Below are 19,055 nucleotides of genomic sequence, written 5' to 3' on the forward strand. Positions count from 1 at the left end.
AAATACTTTTTAGTCATCAAGATTCCCCCATTCCGTTTTTCTCACTAAATAAATTAAGTATACAAAAAGAACCCTATAAAGTAGTCCTTTTTTCAAAGTGTCTACTCTATAGGGTACATTTTAGAATGCCCTAGTCCTTTCCTGCACGATAAAGATTATTCTTTTGGTTTTTCAATATCAGGTTCTTCTACAAAAGGCACAATCACTTGCCCTTCTTTTCCAATCCTTAGTAATAATTGCATCACAATTTTAGATAAGTGGCTTGTTTTATATGGTTTAACAAAGTACTCCTCGGCTCCATTTGCTAAACCTTTGTCTCTCTCATCAAGTGCGCTGGAGATTATAACTGGGATTTGCTTTAATTCCTTTTTCTCTTTCATAAACCGCATTATATCCCAGCCATCAACGTTTCCTTTATCTAACATGATATCTAGAATTACTGCATCTGGGACCTCTTCCTTTAAGGCATCCATTGCATGGTCACCATTTGTAAATTGAGTAACTGTAAATCCGTTATCAAGTAACTCTTGTGAAATAAGATCTAGCAAACTTTCGTCATCCTCAATCACAAACACTTTGTAACTGGAAGCTTCTACATCTCTCATATCAGTAATGCTGGTTGCTTCTTTCTTGACATTTGGGAAAGAAATTGTGAAGGTACTTCCATTTCCATACTCAGATGTAAAAGTTACATCACCTTCATGTGCGTTCATTATTTCCTTTACAATGGCAAGACCTAGTCCAGTCCCACCAATTTTTCGTCGGTCTGAATTGTCAACACGATAAAACTTTGTAAAGATGGAGTCTCCTACATTTTCAGGAATACCCAAGCCTTCATCTGTAATATCCAACCTTAATATTCCCTTTGCTTCAACTAGATTAAGTGTAATATTCCCTCCATTCGGAGAGTATTTAATCGAATTTCCCACTAGATTGGTAAGTACTTGCTCAATCTTTTCGCGATCTCCTAAAATCCAATCGTTTTCAGCATGGGAGGTAACAGTTATTTCATGTATCAATGTTGTACCTCTTAACGTATTTGTCACTGACTCAATAACTGGCAATAGTTCAAAATATTTTTTCTCATACGTATGTTTCCCTGCCTCCATGCGTTGGACATCAAGGAAATCGTTAATTAATGCGGTAAGTCTCTTCGCTTCATTGTATACTGTTGTTAAATACTTTAGTCTTCGGTCTGGCTTTAGCTCACGATGTAACATAAGCTCTGTAAATCCTAAAATACTAGCTAAAGGAGTTCGCAACTCATGACTAACTGTACTGACAAACTCAGACTTCATTTGATCGACTTCAAATTCTTTTGTAATGTCTCGATGAACAATAATCGTACCAACTCGAATATCATCCTGAAATAGTGCTTCACTATATACCTTTATCACTTGATGCTTATCTAGTCGTTTATATATAAATGAGTTAGAGTTATTTATAGGGTTCGTTTCTATTGCAGATTGGACAAACTGTAAAAATTCATCCTTCTCTTCCATATCTTTTTGCATAAAGGATGTCCAACCCTTAAGGTCCAGTCCTACTAACTCTCTTCCATCCACATCACATTCGAACATCTCGCAAAGAGCCTTATTTACTAGCAGAACAACTCCGTCCTGATTAATAAGCTGAATCCCCTCATGAGTTGTATTTAAAATAGACTGATTCCTTAATCGTTCCGTTTCAGACAATTCATAAATATATACCTTCTCTAAGGAATTGCTCATTTGCTTTGTGATCGATTGTAATTCTTCAATCTCAGACTCACGAAACGCATTTCCAAACCTGCTAAAAACCATTATTGCTGTTACAACATCATTCGAGGAGATGACTGGCAAGTATAAATCATAAGAGTACAATTTCCCCTCATGGTATCCCTTCTCTGAATCCACGATCTCCCTCTTAATCGTATAAGGTTGCTGATGTTCAACCAGGATGCTATTCAAGCCATTGTATATGTTCTTTTTAAACTGTTCTACACCAGATGAGGAAATTCCATATGAACTATACGCTTGGTCCTCAAGCAATAAGATTAACCCTCGATCAGCCTTAATAATTCGTGTCATGTGTAACACGATGCTATCGAGAAGCGATTGCTTTTCAAGAGCATTTGTTAATTTGTTCGTTAATTCATTACGATTTTCAATTTTGTTCTTACTTTCATTTACCACGTAAAGAGCATTTTCCAGCTCAGATTGTTGCGCATATAGCTCATCTTGCTGTGCTAATAACTCCTCATTTTGTGCTAATAGATTCTGTTCTTTTTCTTGTATAGAATGGAGCATCTTCTTTAACGCGAAAGAAAGAATACCAATTTCATCTTTACGATGTGGATCAATAAAAATCTCTGAATCCTTTCCCTCTGTTATATCTGTTGCTGTCTTCGCTAGTTGGGAAAGTGGTGCACCAATATTTGTTAGCATTCCCCTGATTATTCTAAAAAGGAACACTAGGAGAAATATGATAAAGGCAAGAAACACATTTTGATAAATGGTTTGAGTTCGCCTCATATCATTGATGGCTGTATTTAATTCTTTATCAATTACATCCATATATTCGTGAGTCAAATCCAAAAATTCATTGGTTCTTGTTGTAGCGCCAAGCTGAGCCAAACTGATTAAATCATCCTGTCGCCCAGCCTCATAATACTCGACTGCTTGAGGAAGTGTTTCAACAAAATAATAATCTACAAAGCTGTTCAGCTCTCTAACATACTCCGTATCATCCTCATTAGTTGCTCTTGCCTCCAACTTTTTCGCTAGTTTTCTAATCTCAGGCTGTTTCGAGTGTGCTCTTTTTTTCAGTTCTTCATTACCGTAAGCAAAATATCCCCTAACATCAAATAAAGCCGTATTCAGTGAGTAATACAAATCTCTTGTAATTTTCTCTTTCTCCACAATAAAGGCTCTTTTTTCAACATAGTCATTGCTTCGCTTATACTGAAAATAGAGATTTAAAGACGTTCCGATAAGAATTAAAGAGAGAAAAACAATCATTAACTGAATAAATTGTTTTAATATGCTTTGCTTTTTATTCGAGCTATCTTTCATTTAAGATATCCTCAATCTTATCTTTTAGCTCCAACGGACTAAAAGGTTTGGCCATAAAGTAGTTAGCTCCTGCCTCAATCACTTTTTCCTGTTCATATTGTTGACTCTTAGCTGAGAGCATTAAGATTTTTACTTCCTTATCTTTTTTTCTTACATGTTCAATCACTTCTAACCCTGTCAACCCGGGCATCATATAGTCTAGAACGAGTAAATCATAGCTATTTTCCCCAAATAGCTGGACCGCCTCCGTTCCATCAGCCGCTTCATCCACTTCATATTCTTCTTCTTCAAGAGTGTCTACAACTAGCATTCTTAATACTTCTTCATCCTCAGCTAATAATATCCTTTTCACTCTTTTGTCCCCCCGTATGTTTCCTTCATAATATAATAAGAATCCTTTAGTCGTTCACTGTATACTGGCTGCTCCCATTTATTCCATTTATAAACTACCATTTTAGATATGGAATCAGTTTTCCCTTCCATTTCAGGTAAAACTGACAAACCCTCCTCTGTTGATACAAAAGCAGAAAGATAGATACCTTCAATATTTTTTGTACCCTCTAATCCACTCTTCCACATATCCCCAATGATTTCTTTTTCACTCGGATCCTTAATATTTAACATTAACCATGGAATACGCAGCTCGACCATCTTTCCATCCTCGCTAATGCTGACATCTGTCAAAGAGTTATAATTTTCATCATTAGGGTTCCCAGAGCCATAAAGGAGTTTTCCCGTTTCATACGCTTCAAAAGGATAGCTTTTCCCTGTCGAAGGAATCGTTAATGGTTTATTTAGCGCCAAGCGAATCGGATGGAACACATCATTTTCCTTTTCTGAAGGATACGTTTCTTTTGTTATTAGCTTTAACCGCTCACCATAATGATAGTAAAAAGAATCATAGTAGCTATCGACTGTAATCCTTGATTCCACTTTGCCTGCCAATGTGACTAAGAAATCAACACCAGATGTGGTTGACACCGATTGACCAGTACGAAGCGGAATCTTTCTCTGCCCCTGATCTCCTATCGTATCAAATATGATATATGTCAGTGTTTCTTCTAAATTTATAGATTGTTGGAAATCAAGACGCACATATATATTTGCTGCATCAGAAGTTACATACAAACCTGTCAATAAATTATCTTCATCCTTCGATTGTGCTAAAGGTTCAATCAACGACTTTCTCCAGTCATTGTCTTTTCCGTCTAAGGTCATTTCTTTTCCAAATAAAGCGGGGGAAAACCCTAGCATTCCAAACATTTGCTCATTCGTCTGTATATTAGACCAATACGGCCTGCGGTCTGGGTTATCGAAGTCCATTGTATTCCATGTTCGTTTAAACCACTCATCCTGCCAGGAAAAAAGAATCCCCCCAGCAAAATTTTCTGATGCTATGGTTTGAAATAGCTTCTGATCAATTTCTCCTTGATTCTGTTCACTATGATTACCTTGATCCATTCCATGGACATTTTCATGAGTTAATCCCCTTGAGGAAGGCACTCCGTACTCAGCAATGATGACTGGCATTTCATGTGCATTTTTCAAATCATGAAGATAACCTGCATAGTTATTCTTCTCTCCACTTCTATCTACATAATTCACATAATCTTCCTCAAAGTTTAAGAAGTCTGGAAAATATGGATAGACGTGATAAGAGGCAAATAAACCAGCATGAAATTGATCTGTTTTTTTAATATGATTGGGATCAACACTAACCATATCCTCTTCTTCAGCAGGTTCAGCCGGATGAGATAATAGATCGGTGGTTACCCAGTTGGTAAAACTCATGGAATGTTGCCAATTATACGTTTCTGCCTCATAACTTGCCATGTCATTCATTCGGACCGCTAACCACGCTTCAAATGGTGTTGCATTCTTCGTAAAGAAATAGTCTCCTTTATACTGCTCCATTTCACTATGGACAGTGTCAGTATTTAATACCATACCTGGATCCCACTCAATTCCGATAATATACCCTAGTACATAAGGGGAAATATCGTGAGTATAAGAACCTGATGCATGCCCTGGATTTTCTGCTATGTCAGCATTGCCATGAACGATATCAACGATGTCTCTCATTTCTCTTTGAAACTCTTCCACAACAGACGGATCATAGGCATCTTTTGTCTCTAGCAAAGTTTCTTCTGTCACCCAAGCACCGTGGAATAAATATAATGGCTTCTTGGCTTGTTTATTATATTCGTAGAATGCTTCATAAAATTGTGGAGGGTGAATGGTATAAATACGAATGGCATTCGCATTCATTGCACCAATCATTTTAAACCATCTAAAGTATTCATCTTTAGAGATGGCCGTCTCACCGGGGAAGTAACCAGGCTTAGCTATCCCCATGTTAACCCCTTTAATAAGAAGATCTTCCCACTTACCATCCTTTTGGATTTGAATAGACTCTTCATTTGTCTTGCTATTAATGGAGGTTCCATTCTCCTTAACAAGCTCCACCACTTCCTGCTCATCGGATGGTTCTAAACCGTGACGTAGAATTTGCTTCATCATTGGAACATACACACGCCAGTAAAAAGAATCTGACTGAACGATTTCTCTCCAATTAGATATTCCCCTTGTCTGATAAATCGACGGAATATCCCCCTCATCAGCATAATCACCTGCAAAATAATAGGCAGAGTAACTAGCGTTTTTATGGCTGATGACTGCAGGAAAGGTCACTGGAATCCCATTTTCTGCAAGCTTTGATTCGGCTTCCTTTGTTACAGATAAATGGTATGTTGCTAAGATTTCATCTGTATCTCTTGCGGAAATAATATCAAACCAATAAGAATAATCAGCATCATTACTCTTATTATTAAAGAGCTTCTCACCTAATTCAGTATATTGGAAACTTGGGCCCTCACCCTTAAACTCATTTTTATCAATCACCACAATATAATCATTACTATCCACAAATACTAATCCTTCACCTGAAAAATTCCATACTCCGTTCGATTTCTCATAATTTTCTTTCACCCAGGTTGGAACCTCTTCCCCCTCAAGCTTAGGAAAATACCTGCCAATCCAGCCTGTCCAATCGACATTTAACAGGTTAGAAACTTTTTCACGAGCTAAAGCTGAAGTGGGACTAGCAAATGTATTAAATTCAGCGATAAGGGTCTTCCCCTTATTTGAAAATAATTCCTGATGAATGGCATCTATTTCTTCCTCTTGTAATCCACCATACAAATGCTCAGACCGTTCTCCCTGTTGGTTTTCTCCATAGAATTCCTTTTCATAGACCCCATATGAATCTGCCAAGTAAAAGATATCATACTGTTCTAATTCTTTTGGGAGATTGCGAATTTCATACTCTTCCCCCTCTTTAGGAACAAACCCACTATAGCTATTTTCAATACTGTACCTTTCACGATCGCTAGTGACATATTTCTCATTATTCAAGAGCCAGGTTAGTCCGCTATGTTCTCGGTACGTTTGGTCAGGTACAGTCTTATCGAGAATTAATACATTTAACTCTTTATTTGATTTTACTGCCCATAACCAGAAAGGACTTGTTATTCCTACTAATATGATTGCAATAAATGCAAACACAAGCATTTGTTGTTTCGAGAACCAACTCTTCATTCCGATACACCTTTTCTTTTCATTTCTCCCCAGCCCTTTTCACCAACAATAATCTGCCAAATCCCCTCGCAACGCCAAAAGACTGTTAATGGACGATACCATAATGTCTCTGTCATAGAGTAAAGAAACAACTTTACGATATGTGATACTTTTGGATATTTGCGTAAACTCCACTCTTCCAATAAAACAGAGGCCATGGAGAACAATGAACCATACAAACAAGAGAGAAGAAAAATGATAATAGCAAACTCTAAATAAATCCCGCCAAAAAACAAGGAGCATAAGACATAAATATATCCAGAGAGCTCAATGATAGGACCAAAAAATTCAACAATCCAAAAATAAGGAAAGGAAATCATGCCGATCGAACCGTATTTTGGATTAAATGCTAACTTCCTATGTGCCCAAAGACTTTCAAATAAACCTCGGTGCCATCTTCTTCTCTGTCTACGAAGAAACTTGGTTTCTTCCGGCACTTCGGTCCAACATACAGGGTCTGGCACATATACGATTTTTTTCTTTACACCTTTCTCTTTAATAAGTCGGTGCAAACGAACCACTAACTCCATATCTTCACCTACGGTAGTGGTCTTATAACCACCCGCTTCAGCCACCCAGCTTTTTGAAAAAACGCCAAATGCTCCTGATACAATCAAAAGAAGATTATGACGACTTAAACCAATTCTCCCCATTAAAAAGGCACGGAGATATTCAATGATCTGCATAATCACAAGGGGATGTTTTGATAGCCCCACTTCAAGTAAATTACCATTTGATATTTTACAACCATTGGCAATTCTTACACTTCCTCCAGAAGCAATGACATCTTCATTTGAAAGCATAATTGGTTTCATTACCTTTAAGAAAGCATCTCGTTCTAGAACGGAATCGCCATCTAGTGAACAAATATAAGGATAATGAGAGAAATTCAATCCTACATTTAATGCATCAGCTTTCCCACCATTTTCTTTATCAATCAGATAAAGGTTTGGTAAAGTACTGGACTGATATATTCCTTTAATATTTTTTGTTTCAACATGCTTTCGAATCACTTTTTTAATTTCCTTCATCTCATAATGACGAATCATTTTATTAAGACTGTTGTCTGTAGATCCATCATTAACAACAATAATTTCATAAGTCGGATAATTGATCCCTAGCAAGGAACGGACACTTTGAATCAATCCTGCCTCCTCATTAAAGGCAGGAACGATAATAGAAATTGGCTTTGTATATAAGTCATTAAGATATTCATCGTACGCTTGCTCTTTATCAAGTTTATATTCTCTTCTAAGCTGAAGAAGAGATAGTAGTAAAATCACTGAGTAAAAACTAATCACTAACACCATGTATATAGTGATAAAACTACCGAAAACAATCCCAATATACTCCCCAATCAGTTGTAGCATATTAAATTTCCCCTTTTTGAAGCCACTCTGCTGCAATATCTCTAGCATACGGATCATGCGAGATTTCCATTATGTTAATTAATCGTTCTTTTCCTTTTGGTAGCTTTGTAAATGATTGAGCGGCTTGGGAACGGACCCACCAATTGCGATCATGAATTAAGGTTGCTAAAATATCGTACGAGGACTCCGAAGGAAAAAAATGAATTAACTTAGCAAGTAGCATTCTCTCCTGCCACTCTGAACTCTCCCTTAATGGGTAAAACTGCTCAATATCGGTGGTAAATCCAATAGATGCAATAGCTTTAAGTGCACGAATTCTCGTCTCTCCCTTATACGTATGGAATATCGTTTCCACAAAAGAGAGATACGAGAGCTCTTTTCTAATTGAAATGATTTCAAGTATGGACCATTGAAGGGTAGAATGGCATTCAGAAAACCTCTCAACGAGCAAACGGAAGGAATTTTCATCTAACTTGAACAAAATACTTCTATAGTCAAAATCTGTTAAATTAGTGTACCTTTTATTCACAAACTCAAACACTTCGTCGAACCGACCCGTTGCTGCTAAAAAACGAATACTGACAATCACTTCTTCTTTCGTTATAGAACGCCTCTGTAAAAGCTGTCTCACATCATCTGAGAGCTTATGCATATGAAAATCTTCAATATGATATAAGGCATTGATTCTTTTGCTCCAACTTCTACCTTTTAATACTTTTCTATATCCTTGCAATAAGTATTTATCTGCCATAGCAGTAAGAGATTGGAGCTCCATTGATCCAACGACTGTATCTGAGTAGCTTTTTAATAACTCCTCCATTGCTTTCAAAGAAAAACGGTCTTGATTAGTCATCTCATAGACTATTCCTTCAGAGATGCTTTCAAACAGAGAAATTTCTATCTCCTTTTTTATCGTTTTAACCTTGAGGTTTTCCTGGTTTTCTAACGTTTTCCGAATAATTAAATAAATTAAGATAAGTAGTAGTAAGATTAGTATAAAAATGGTTGCATAAAAGAGAACGATTACTTCATTTGAAATCATCATTTAGTTATCCTTTGAATAAAGCTATAGATTCTCGCTTGAAGATCCTGAATACTAAAAGGTTTTGTCACATAGTCATCCGCTCCGAGTTTTAGTGAACGAGCGATATCCTGTTCATTTTTCCGCCCCGTAAGCATAAGAACATGGAACTGTTTCCTTTTCCTCCCTGACTTCACCCGTTGAAGTACTTCAGTTCCATCCATCACAGGCATTACTCCATCGAGAACAAGGAAATGCTGACCGGAAATTTCATGTCTCCCCGAGTCAAAAAATTTCACCCCATTTTCAAAAGAACAAATATCTAGATCAACAAATTCAAATTCCATACTTTGAAGAATTTTCGTTATCATTGTCCGAATAATAACATCATCATCAATAAGGGATACATGTAGTGTTTTCTTTGCAGCTCCAAGATTTAACTGGTTGGCACTCTCTACTCTTGCTCTCCCATTTTCTTTTGCTAAATACAGTGCTTGATCAGCTGTTTTAATTACGGTTTTACTATCCATTTTTTCATCTAAAACCATAAAAACCCCAGCTGAGAACGAAATATAAAAAGTTTTTCCGTTTTCGGTAAAAGGGGTGTTAAAGAATTTCTCTAACAACCTAGTAAGAACACTCTTTACGTCCGTATCGTTTGTTCTAGGAAATAAGATGACAAATTCCTCTCCCCCGTATCGAAAGACAGAATCGGTCCCTCTTATATGTTCCTTTAAAAATTGGGCAAACGTCAGTAACACTTTATCTCCTACGATATGTCCAAATGTATCATTTACCTTTTTAAAGTAATCCAGATCAAGTACAGCTACTGTAAAATAAGTGCTAGATCTCTCAATGTCAACGAGACTCCTCTGTATAGAATCGTTTAAAAATCTGCGATTATACACCTGTGTAAGTTCGTCGATCATGACTGATTGGTCAAATAACTTTTTTCTATTTAGTTGCCGCTTTACACGCATTACAAATTCCTCAAGGTCTAACGGCTTCTCTATAAAATCATCAGCACCAGATTCAATAGCCTTTATTCTTGTCTCCCGATCGTTTTCAATACTAATCATGATAGTCGGTATAAACATTTTTTCAAGATAATGATAAAGGTCTTCCAAAAGCTGAAAACCATTAGTTCCTGGGAGATTCACATCTATGATTAAGCAATCAGGTTGCAGCTCATAAAACAATTCTTTTCCTACTTCCGCATCTGTATGCGCAACTACGATCCATCCCATTTCTTCAAGTGTATCTTTTAATAAGATGAGCATGGAGATATCATCATCAATCACTTGAATAAGAGGTGTCCCCTCCTCTCTAGTAATCGGCTTAGAAACATCTACCGTCTCGAAATGTTCATACTGGTAACTTAAATCCATTAACTCGTAAAGCAAATCACGTAGCTCTTGTTTCTCCCATTCAAGCTTTGTATCATTACGTTCAATCTCATTCATTAAATTTGTAACAAGAGTAAATAATCCACCTAGCTCAATCGTGCCAGCTGTACCTTTGATGGAATGTAGAAAAAGAAAAAGCTCATCCTTCGTTGCAGGTTTATTGGGTTCCTTCTCAAACCAAATGGCAAGCTGATCCTTAATTTTTTTGAAAAGAAGGAGTTTATATTTGTCCATATTCATTACAAACACCCCTGAAAGGATTATCAGCCAGATTATGCTTATATTCCCCATTTTTGATCCTATTACGCATTCCCAAACTCCTCTTCATTGTTTTGCTGTTAGTTTGATTACTTTTTCTGTACAACTTTCCATGGCTGAAAGAATGGAGGCACGAAAGCCTGTTTCTTCTAGTGCTGCTACTGCCTCGATGGTAGCACCACCCGGGGTACAAACCTGATCCTTCAATACGCCAGGGTGTAAGTTTGTCTCTAAAACCATCTTGGCAGCACCAAGAACTGCTTGAGCAGCCATTCTATAAGCCTTGTCACGTGCAATCCCTTGCTTAACAGCCCCATCTGCTAATGCTTCAATCATCATGTACACATAAGCAGGTGAAGAACCACTAATCGCTGGAACACTGTCCATTAACGACTCCGCAAATACTTCAACCTGTCCTAAAGACTCAAATATATGGGAAACTCGCTCTCTTTCATCGTTTAATACAAGATCATGAAAACATAGCGCTGTCATTCCTTCTCCAACAAGGGAAGGAGTATTGGGCATAGCTCTCACTCCCTTTACTTGCCTTCCAAATGTTTGTTCTAAGAACTGCAAAGTAATGCCTGCTGCAATGGTAACCACTATCGTATTAGAGGAAATCACTGTTCTAATTTCCTCAATAACCTCTTTATGTAAATCTGGTTTCACAGCTATTACAATAATATCGGCCCATCTTCCAATATCTTTATTGTTGGTAGTTGTTTGAACGCCAAACAACTCTTTTACCTTAATTAATGTAGTTTCTGTCTTGGCACTAACCAGAATTAGATTTTTTTCTATATTTCTTTTACTAAGGAGCCCCGTTAATATTGCTTGTCCCATTTTCCCACAGCCAATAAATCCAATTTTATTACCCACTATATTCACACCTTTTTATCTATGATTCCTCTTGCTATTATACGTTACTTTCACTTTTACCACTAAAAACAATGTCGATTTTTCTGTGGTTTTGAACAAAAAAACCATCCTGACGTTATTGGTCAGGATGGTGGTTTCTTCTATTATTTACATCGTAAATGTTAGGACAACATTTTGCGGGATTTCTGCTGTAACTTGATTATTTTTTTTGATGGTACCACAAGCTGGCATTTCAAAGGAGAATTCTGTTACACCTGGAGGTATGACACCATTCCCTTTTAATTTCTCAAAAACCTTTTCCATTGCTAGTTCTGGCTCAATCTTTTCCTCTGACCCTTCTACAGTAAAGCAATCCACACAAGTATGAATGATCTGTTCAGTAATTTCCTCTTGCACAAACACCATCTTAGCTCCTGCCATCTGTTCAACTTCTTGGTTATTCAGTTCGATTATCGTTGTGATATTCATAAATAATCCCTCCTATAGGTCCACTATTATTATAGAAAATGTAGTGGTAATAGGGTGAATTATTTCCATTCATTCACTATTTTTTCAAATGTTTTTGACAAAAAAATGGCGATTGATAAAATTACTTATTGATTTAAAAATTGAGTCGCCTCTTCTTCCGTAACAAAGAGATGAATAAATGATCCAAACTTAACAATTTCAAAGATCTCAGAAATTGGATCTTGTATGTTTGCTACAACCAGTTCTTTCCCCTGCTTTCTTGCTTGCATGACTGCATCAGCAATCACTCCGAGACCTGAACTGTTTATATACCCAACACCCTTTAAACTTAATATTAGTTTATTATTATCCGTCTGAATAAACGATTGTAACTCCTCTCGAAAGAAGTCGGTTGTTTTTAATGTTACGTCCTGGTTCCAATCATAGGTAATGATTTCTTCTCTTGCCATTGTCAAAACTCCTTTGAAAAAACTTTTTCATTCAAGCTTTCTACCTCTATTATAAATCAATCACTCGAATCCTCCATTCCCTACCTCTCCTATCTTTCGTCCAAACCCAACTCAATTCTGAGAAAAACTCTCCTAAATTTCCTATTAACAAAACAGCTCCTGATTGAATAGATAGGAGACGAATGCTATAAAGAATTTTCTTTCATAGTCTCTTCTTCTCATAATTAAGAAAAACTCCCAAACGGGAGCTTAGGTGTAAAACTGAAGTTGATAAATAGTTGAAAACAATTGTCTTCGATCCGTGATATTTAACTTTTGAAATATGTTTGAGATATGATTTTTCACGGTGTGTGCACTAATAAAAAGTACTTCAGCGATTTCTTGATTGTTATACCCTTTTAGCATCCATTGTAGGATTTCATTTTCTCTATTAGTTAGCAGGTTCTTGATGGATTCTGGGACATGCAATGATTGGCCATTTTCAGTTTGTTCCTTATTAGGTTCATGAAATTTAGCCATTCCAATGGTCAATAAGTTGGATAGTATCTCTAAATAGACCTCTAACTCGTTAGTAACATTCTCCACTTTCACAGATAAAACCGCTTCTACTTGTTGATTAACAAGTATGGGACATTCAATCATTGAACCAAAAGAGAAGTTTCTTATGCGGTTATGTGTTTCACCCTGTCCCTGAAACAAACTTTCTGATACATCTTTTTTATATACTTCTAGTTGATTCTTTGTTAACTGTTCACCATTAAGACTTTCATACGTCTCATCCCTCAGTACTACAATCGCAAATGAATCCTTTATTAAATGATCTGTCATATCTAAGATTAAGAACAGCAACTCTCTGACACTTTTCAAATCACTCATTAATTTACTCATATCAATGACTCTAGAGAGCTTTGTTAAATGGTGAAAACCTATTATCTTTAATTGACGTTTCGCCTGATAAACAGCAAACATCCCTCTTATAACATCTATTGTTTGAAGATTTTTACGAGAAATTTTTTCTTTCTGTTCACTAATTAAAATAATGGCTCCTTGTGAATCGAGTTCGTTTATAACAGGAAAAAAATATACAGACTTAGGCTTGATTTCATAAGCATATAGAAACGAAAGTCGAGGATCGAACTGTATATTTTCAATACTTTGGTAGTCGCCTTTGTCTAGAGCACTTTTCAATAAATCTGTTATCATATCTAGCTTTAGATTACCAAGCCTCTCTTCATTCTTACCTTTTGAATGTTCAAGTATCCATTGCTCGTTCCGATTTTGTGTAACATAACAAAGCAAATCAACATCGTCTATATTTTCATAAAGCTCCTCAAATAGACTTGCGATTTGAAGATTTTCTCGATCCATATGTAAAAGTAATTGTTGCAGTGAATGAAAACGTTGTGTTTCGAGTTCTTTTACAAAAAAAGCACAGCAAACGGTAGCCATCTTTTGTAATGTATCTAGTAATACATCTGTTTCATCTATAGTAAGAACTTTAATTACCTTTACTGCTTCCTCCCATTTTCTATCATTAAAAATAGCCACGAGATGTTCCTTACTAATATTCCCTTCTACAAATACTGAGGTTAAAATATAACCATAAATCGTTCCGTCTACTTTGACTGGGACAATCGCTATTTTTAGACCTGTTGCCTCCCCATTATGCAGGAGTAAGTAGGTGATTGGTTTAGTAATAGTGGAAGAAGTGACAACTTGATTAATTTGTTGGCGAAAAGCAATATCCTCATTGATAAACAGGTATTCTGTAACCGGATCAATCCCGGATACAGATGTAAGATACTCTCCTTTCGCACTTACAATAACCAAACCCATCTTCGACAGAGAGACATACGCTTCTTGTACATGTGATAATAACTCTCTTGTTTTCAATCCTTCGTCACCTCCTGAGATGTTTTTTTATTTATGACGTGACTACTGGTGGGGTGCCATTATTCTTCAATTACTTGAATAAAATGTCTAACGACTCTTGCAGTCAAACCCCATATCACTTTATCTTCAAAATAGTAAAAAAACTCTTCCATTCTTTTTATTTGCCAATTATAGTCTTTCCCACCAACAATGGAATCATAAGGAAAACCTGGTTCTGGTTCTAACCGAGCATTTACATAATGGATATCAGGTTTCATCTGTTTAAAAAATGTAAGTGGAACAGTGAAGATATGGTCTACCTCCTTATGATTTACTTGCATATCATTTATTGTATCTATGACTCCAACAAATGGATAAATAATATTGCCGTACGGAGATACGATGAAATCTAGCGGTACAACCTGAGATATACTTCCTTCCTTTAAGCCTAATTCCTCATATGTCTCCCTTATGGCAGTTTCCATATGGTCCTTATCTGTTTCATCATTTTTGCCCCCAGGAAAACAAACCTCACCCGGTTGTCTCCTCAATGAAAAGGCTCGGACCTCAAATATAAGATGTATTTCATTATTTATATATACAAGAGGAAGCAAAACGGAATAGGTAGAGAAGTTCTCACTTCCTAAAACAAAAGGACTTCTTTCCGACAACTTTAATATAATTTTCCCAAGGTCCATCACCCTTCACCTCCAAGTCAAAATCATTTCTATATTATAACGAACTTTTTCCGAACAAGAAATAAGCCCGCTTAGTGCAAATATCTACAAAAAATTTTGTTTTAAGGAGGCTTACTTTCGTTATTGATGCTAAAATGATTCTAACTATTCTAAGAGAAAGAAGGGATATACATGAAAAAACTAGAGAACAAACGAGTTGTTATTGCAGGTACGAGGAAAACGGATGAAATAAGTAAGATTATTAGCAATCAAGGGGGGATCCCCCTTCTTCGTCCATCACAAGGAACGACTAGATTGGATGATTCGAATATTGAGGGTGAAATCTCGAAATTACTTGCTGGAAGCTATGATTGGCTTATTTTCACTACAGGTATCGGGCTAACCATTCTTTTAGAAACAGCTGAGAAGATGCAAAAAAAGGATGAATTTATTTCCAAGCTCGAAGAAAGTAAGATTGCTGCTAGAGGATATAAGACGGTAAATGTATTAAAAACGCTTGGTATTACTCCCATTGTGAGAGATGACGATGGAAGTACGGCTGGACTCGTACGTTCCCTTTCTACTTGTGAGAAATTTGTTAAAGGGACACGTGTGGCACTTCAACTGCATGGCGACCCTGCCCCACTTCTTATAAAATTTCTTGAGGAAAACGAAGCCACATTCCATGAAATTCTTCCCTATATTCATACACCACCAAGTGAAGATGTCATTGATTTATTACTATCAGAAATTATTGAAGGGAGCATTGATGCAGTAAGCTTCACTAGTACACCACAGGTACGATTCTTATTTGCTCATGCGGATAAAAAGGGACAGACAACTATGCTTCTTAATCAATTTGAAAATAACGTTGTGGCACTAGCTGTTGGAAAAGTCACGGCTCAAGCACTTAAAGAACAAGGTGTTAACCGTGTAATTTTCCCAGAAACAGAACGTATGGGAAGCGCAATTATTAGCTTAGCAGACTATTATTCTAAGTAACATACTGTTGCTTGCTCACTATCCCAGCAACTGATATACTTCGAAATAATTATCAGCTTAGGGGTGTGAGGTGAAAAATGGAAGCAATCGTTTATATAAGTCATGGAAGTCGCTCAAATGATTGGAATGAACAGTTTATTTCATTTATAACAGAAACGATGAAAGAAAATATTGCTCCTATACAAGCTTATGGTTTTTTTGAACTTGCTGCCCCTTCTATTGGGGAAGCCATAGAATCCTGCATACGAAAGGGAGCAACGACCGTGACTGTCGTGCCTGTATTATTATTATCTGGGAATCATGCGTTAATAGATATACCAACCGAAATTGCTGACTCTCAAGCACAATTCCCTACAATACCCATTATGTATGCGAATGTTCTAGGAAGCGATCATTTGTTTCTACCCGCAATCATGGATAAGCTTCAAGAAAAAGGCTATCAACAAACACAGGATGAACTTGTTTTACTCGTTGCCCATGGAAGTGGTCATGAAGAAACTGCTCAAGAACTTTCACAATTAACAAAGGTGGTTAGAGAAGTATTAAAGACCCCTGTTGAATGGGGATATTTAAGTAGAGAGCCGCATTATTTGAAGAAGCTTGAAATGACTTTATTTAAGGAGTATCAAAAGGTTTATATTGTCCCACACTTTCTATCAAAAGGTGGATTCACGGACAAAATCGAGAGACAACTGCATGAAGCCTTTCCTAAAGAAATTGGAAACCAAATTATTTTATGTAATCCAACTGGATACCATGAACTTCTTCATACCATGATTCAAAATCGAGCACGAACACCAAAGAAACCGACCATTAAACAATTAAAGGATAGCTGATTGCTATCCTTTTCATTTTACCGTGTAAAAGTAAGATTAATTACAAACACTTCTGATTGACTCCCCAGTCTTAGTGGCGGACCCCATATACCAAATCCAGATGAGACAAAGCTATGTAATTGTTCCATTTTTTCATACCCATAGTCATTTTCGTAAAGAAGATTTGTCACAATACTCGCAGGAAAGAGTTGCCCTTTATGCGTATGTCCTGACAGCATAACATCAATTCCTTGTTTACTAGCTTCTGAAAAGTCAATGGGTTGATGATCAAGCATGATGAGAGGGTTACTTTTATCGATCCCGACTAAATATTCCTTTAACTGTTGTCTACTTTCGTCAGTAGGATCCTTTCTACCAATTAAATAAAGGTTTTCTACCTTCACCCATTCATCCATTAATACGGTTATACCTGCCTTATCCATCTCAGTAAGTATTTCTTTTGAGTCCTCACCATAATAATCATGATTGCCAAGGACAGCGTATACTCCTAGAGGTGCATCAAGCTTTGCCATTACTTCACCCATATTTTGTTTTAAATATGGTTCAATATAATCATCGATTAGATCCCCAGGAATTAATATTATATCGGGATTTTCCTTTTTCGCAATTGAAACTAGCTTTTCTAAATGGTCATTTCCAACAAGAACACCAGCATGGATATCTGAGGCCATTAACACCTTTAATTCTTTTCGTTCCCCAGCGGTTTTATCAACCTCAATATCAAAAGTATGTATAATCGGGTTCCATGCAAGAAAAGACCCATATATCAATACAAATAAATAAAATAAGCCTACTAAATTGCCAGCCCAAATTATAGACCTTTTTTTCAAAAAATAGACAAGAAGATTAGTGAGCGGAAGAATAATTAAACTATACCCAACAACGGCTAACCATAATCCACTTACAATCTTAAAAAAATAGATAGGTAACAACTGCCCGGCAAAAACAGACAATGATAAACAAATAACAACGACAATGTAGATTTTCTTCCATTGAATTAGATTTCTCGCTTTTAGCCAAACCCATCCATTATAGCCAATGTAAAAACAAATGGCACTATATACAAGAACGGCCAATATAATGGCACCAATCATTAAAAGCATATGTATAAATCCTTTCTCATGTAGTGATCTTTCTTTGAAGCATATCAGAAGAATAGATATTTACACCCTGCCGATTAGTTTGTGCAATAGAATACATTGATTGTGCTACCTGTCTTCCTTCGATTGCTTTTACCTTTAATAAAGGACCTACAAATAGAAATGACACCGTCTTGAAAATAGTTGCAGCCATTTTCTCTCCTAAGCGAAACTCCTGTCTATTACCAAGTAATAGTGATGGGCGAAGAATTGAAATCGTTTGAAATGGGACGGTTGACAGCTCTTCCTCTAATTTCCCTTTCATTTGTGAATACCATATTTTCGAGTGAGGATTAGCATTCATGCTACTGATTAAAAGAAAATGTTTGGCACCCAGTTTCTGTGTTAATCTAGCAAGGGCAAGAGGATAATCAGCATCTATCTTTTTCATCAATTCTTTTGTTTTCGCTTTTTTAATTGTTGTTCCTAAACAACAAAAAACATCATCTACTACCATCTGTTCGGAATATTCTTCAAGATGGTCAAAATCAATAATTACTTCATTAAGTTTTGGATGTTTTATGGAAAGAGGTCTTCTTACAATAGCAGTCACCGTTTCATATTCCTTTGCCTCAAGCAATATATGTAAAAGTTCATTCCCAACAAGTCCTGTAGCGCCAGCTATTAAAACTTTTTTTGCTTTCATGATACCGCTCCTTTCTATCATACCTCTCTATTATCGTAGGAAAAGAAAACAATTATCAACTTTTAAGCTGTAGAAAAGCTCTTCTCGCTACCTTTTGTCCTTTTTTTGTTTGGAATGGTGGGAAAAAGGCTGATTTCCGCTCCGGGCGCTTGCTTTCCGGGGGGCGGGCGTTGAGCCTCCTCGTCGCTGACGCTCCTGCGGGGTCACAACTGTCCCGCTCATCCCCCAGGAGTCAAGCACCCTCCGCTCCAATCAGCAGGTATACTCTTAAAACTTGACTTAAAAATTATGAAATGACATTTAGAGTCATCGTCAAGCACCTTGCCAAATCCAAGTAGCCAAC

Annotated in this window: 15 protein-coding genes; 2 read left to right on the plus strand and 13 right to left on the minus strand. The window is 36.7% G+C overall.

Translation table 11 applies throughout. The features are described from left to right. Positions 1 to 155: 155 nt before the first annotated feature. The 11 genes from ACGLXV_RS15675 to ACGLXV_RS15725 all read right to left on the minus strand — a co-directional run bounded on the left by ACGLXV_RS15675 (position 156) and on the right by ACGLXV_RS15725 (position 15,110). A complete protein-coding gene (locus ACGLXV_RS15675) occupies positions 156 to 3,053 on the minus strand; it encodes an ATP-binding protein (protein ID WP_391559416.1) in 2,898 nt (965 codons plus the stop codon). Further along, entirely contained in the window at positions 3,043 to 3,405 is a 363-nt protein-coding gene (locus ACGLXV_RS15680) for a response regulator transcription factor (protein ID WP_391559417.1), read from the minus strand. Before ACGLXV_RS15680 ends, ACGLXV_RS15675 begins: the two co-directional genes overlap by 11 nt. Next, a complete protein-coding gene (locus ACGLXV_RS15685) occupies positions 3,402 to 6,650 on the minus strand; it encodes a hypothetical protein (RefSeq protein WP_391559418.1) in 3,249 nt (1,082 codons plus the stop codon). The genes ACGLXV_RS15680 and ACGLXV_RS15685 overlap by 4 nt, the downstream gene beginning before the upstream one ends. Beyond that, positions 6,647 to 8,059 carry a glycosyltransferase family 2 protein gene (locus ACGLXV_RS15690; RefSeq protein ID WP_391559419.1) on the minus strand — a complete coding sequence of 471 codons (1,413 nt, stop codon included), beginning with the start codon at positions 8,057 to 8,059 and terminating at the stop codon, positions 6,647 to 6,649. Before ACGLXV_RS15690 ends, ACGLXV_RS15685 begins: the two co-directional genes overlap by 4 nt. 1 nt (position 8,060) lies before the next feature. Then, positions 8,061 to 9,104, minus strand: a complete 1,044-nt coding sequence (locus ACGLXV_RS15695; RefSeq protein ID WP_391559420.1) for a HEAT repeat domain-containing protein — start codon at positions 9,102 to 9,104, stop codon at positions 8,061 to 8,063. Beyond that, positions 9,101 to 10,726 carry a diguanylate cyclase gene (locus ACGLXV_RS15700; protein ID WP_391559421.1) on the minus strand — a complete coding sequence of 542 codons (1,626 nt, stop codon included), beginning with the start codon at positions 10,724 to 10,726 and terminating at the stop codon, positions 9,101 to 9,103. The genes ACGLXV_RS15695 and ACGLXV_RS15700 overlap by 4 nt, the downstream gene beginning before the upstream one ends. Positions 10,727 to 10,810: 84 nt before the next feature. Next, entirely contained in the window at positions 10,811 to 11,623 is an 813-nt protein-coding gene (proC, locus tag ACGLXV_RS15705) for a pyrroline-5-carboxylate reductase (protein WP_391559422.1), read from the minus strand. Between the two features lie 147 nt (positions 11,624 to 11,770). Continuing rightward, a complete protein-coding gene (locus ACGLXV_RS15710; protein ID WP_391559423.1) occupies positions 11,771 to 12,091 on the minus strand; it encodes a hypothetical protein in 321 nt (106 codons plus the stop codon). 125 nt (positions 12,092 to 12,216) lie between these two features. After that, complete coding sequence (locus ACGLXV_RS15715) at positions 12,217 to 12,540, minus strand: STAS domain-containing protein (RefSeq protein ID WP_391559424.1); 324 nt, start codon at positions 12,538 to 12,540, stop codon at positions 12,217 to 12,219. Positions 12,541 to 12,789: 249 nt separating this feature from the next. Continuing rightward, the gene (locus ACGLXV_RS15720; protein WP_119707065.1) at positions 12,790 to 14,433 is read right to left on the minus strand and encodes a response regulator transcription factor; all 1,644 of its coding nucleotides are present in this window, start codon (positions 14,431 to 14,433) and stop codon (positions 12,790 to 12,792) included. A gap of 59 nt (positions 14,434 to 14,492) precedes the next feature. Next, positions 14,493 to 15,110: an NUDIX hydrolase gene (locus tag ACGLXV_RS15725; RefSeq protein WP_391559425.1), complete on the minus strand. Its 618-nt coding sequence runs from the start codon at positions 15,108 to 15,110 to the stop codon at positions 14,493 to 14,495. A gap of 171 nt (positions 15,111 to 15,281) precedes the next feature. Here ACGLXV_RS15725 and ACGLXV_RS15730 point away from each other — a divergent pair, with 171 nt between their 5' ends. After that, positions 15,282 to 16,091 (plus strand): uroporphyrinogen-III synthase, encoded by an 810-nt coding sequence (locus tag ACGLXV_RS15730; RefSeq protein WP_391559426.1) that lies wholly within the window; start codon positions 15,282 to 15,284, stop codon positions 16,089 to 16,091. A gap of 77 nt (positions 16,092 to 16,168) precedes the next feature. Further along, positions 16,169 to 16,927, plus strand: a complete 759-nt coding sequence (locus tag ACGLXV_RS15735; protein WP_391559427.1) for a sirohydrochlorin chelatase — start codon at positions 16,169 to 16,171, stop codon at positions 16,925 to 16,927. A gap of 17 nt (positions 16,928 to 16,944) precedes the next feature. Here ACGLXV_RS15735 and ACGLXV_RS15740 read toward each other — a convergent pair whose 3' ends face one another. Both ACGLXV_RS15740 and ACGLXV_RS15745 read right to left on the minus strand, forming a co-directional pair. Continuing rightward, positions 16,945 to 18,030 carry a metallophosphoesterase gene (locus ACGLXV_RS15740; RefSeq protein ID WP_391559428.1) on the minus strand — a complete coding sequence of 362 codons (1,086 nt, stop codon included), beginning with the start codon at positions 18,028 to 18,030 and terminating at the stop codon, positions 16,945 to 16,947. Positions 18,031 to 18,046: 16 nt separating this feature from the next. Beyond that, entirely contained in the window at positions 18,047 to 18,712 is a 666-nt protein-coding gene (locus ACGLXV_RS15745) for an NAD(P)H-binding protein (RefSeq protein ID WP_391559429.1), read from the minus strand. Positions 18,713 to 19,055 lie beyond the last annotated feature (343 nt).

The organism is Robertmurraya sp., from assembly GCF_036676585.1.
Classification (GTDB): Bacteria; Bacillota; Bacilli; order Bacillales; family Cytobacillaceae; genus Robertmurraya_A.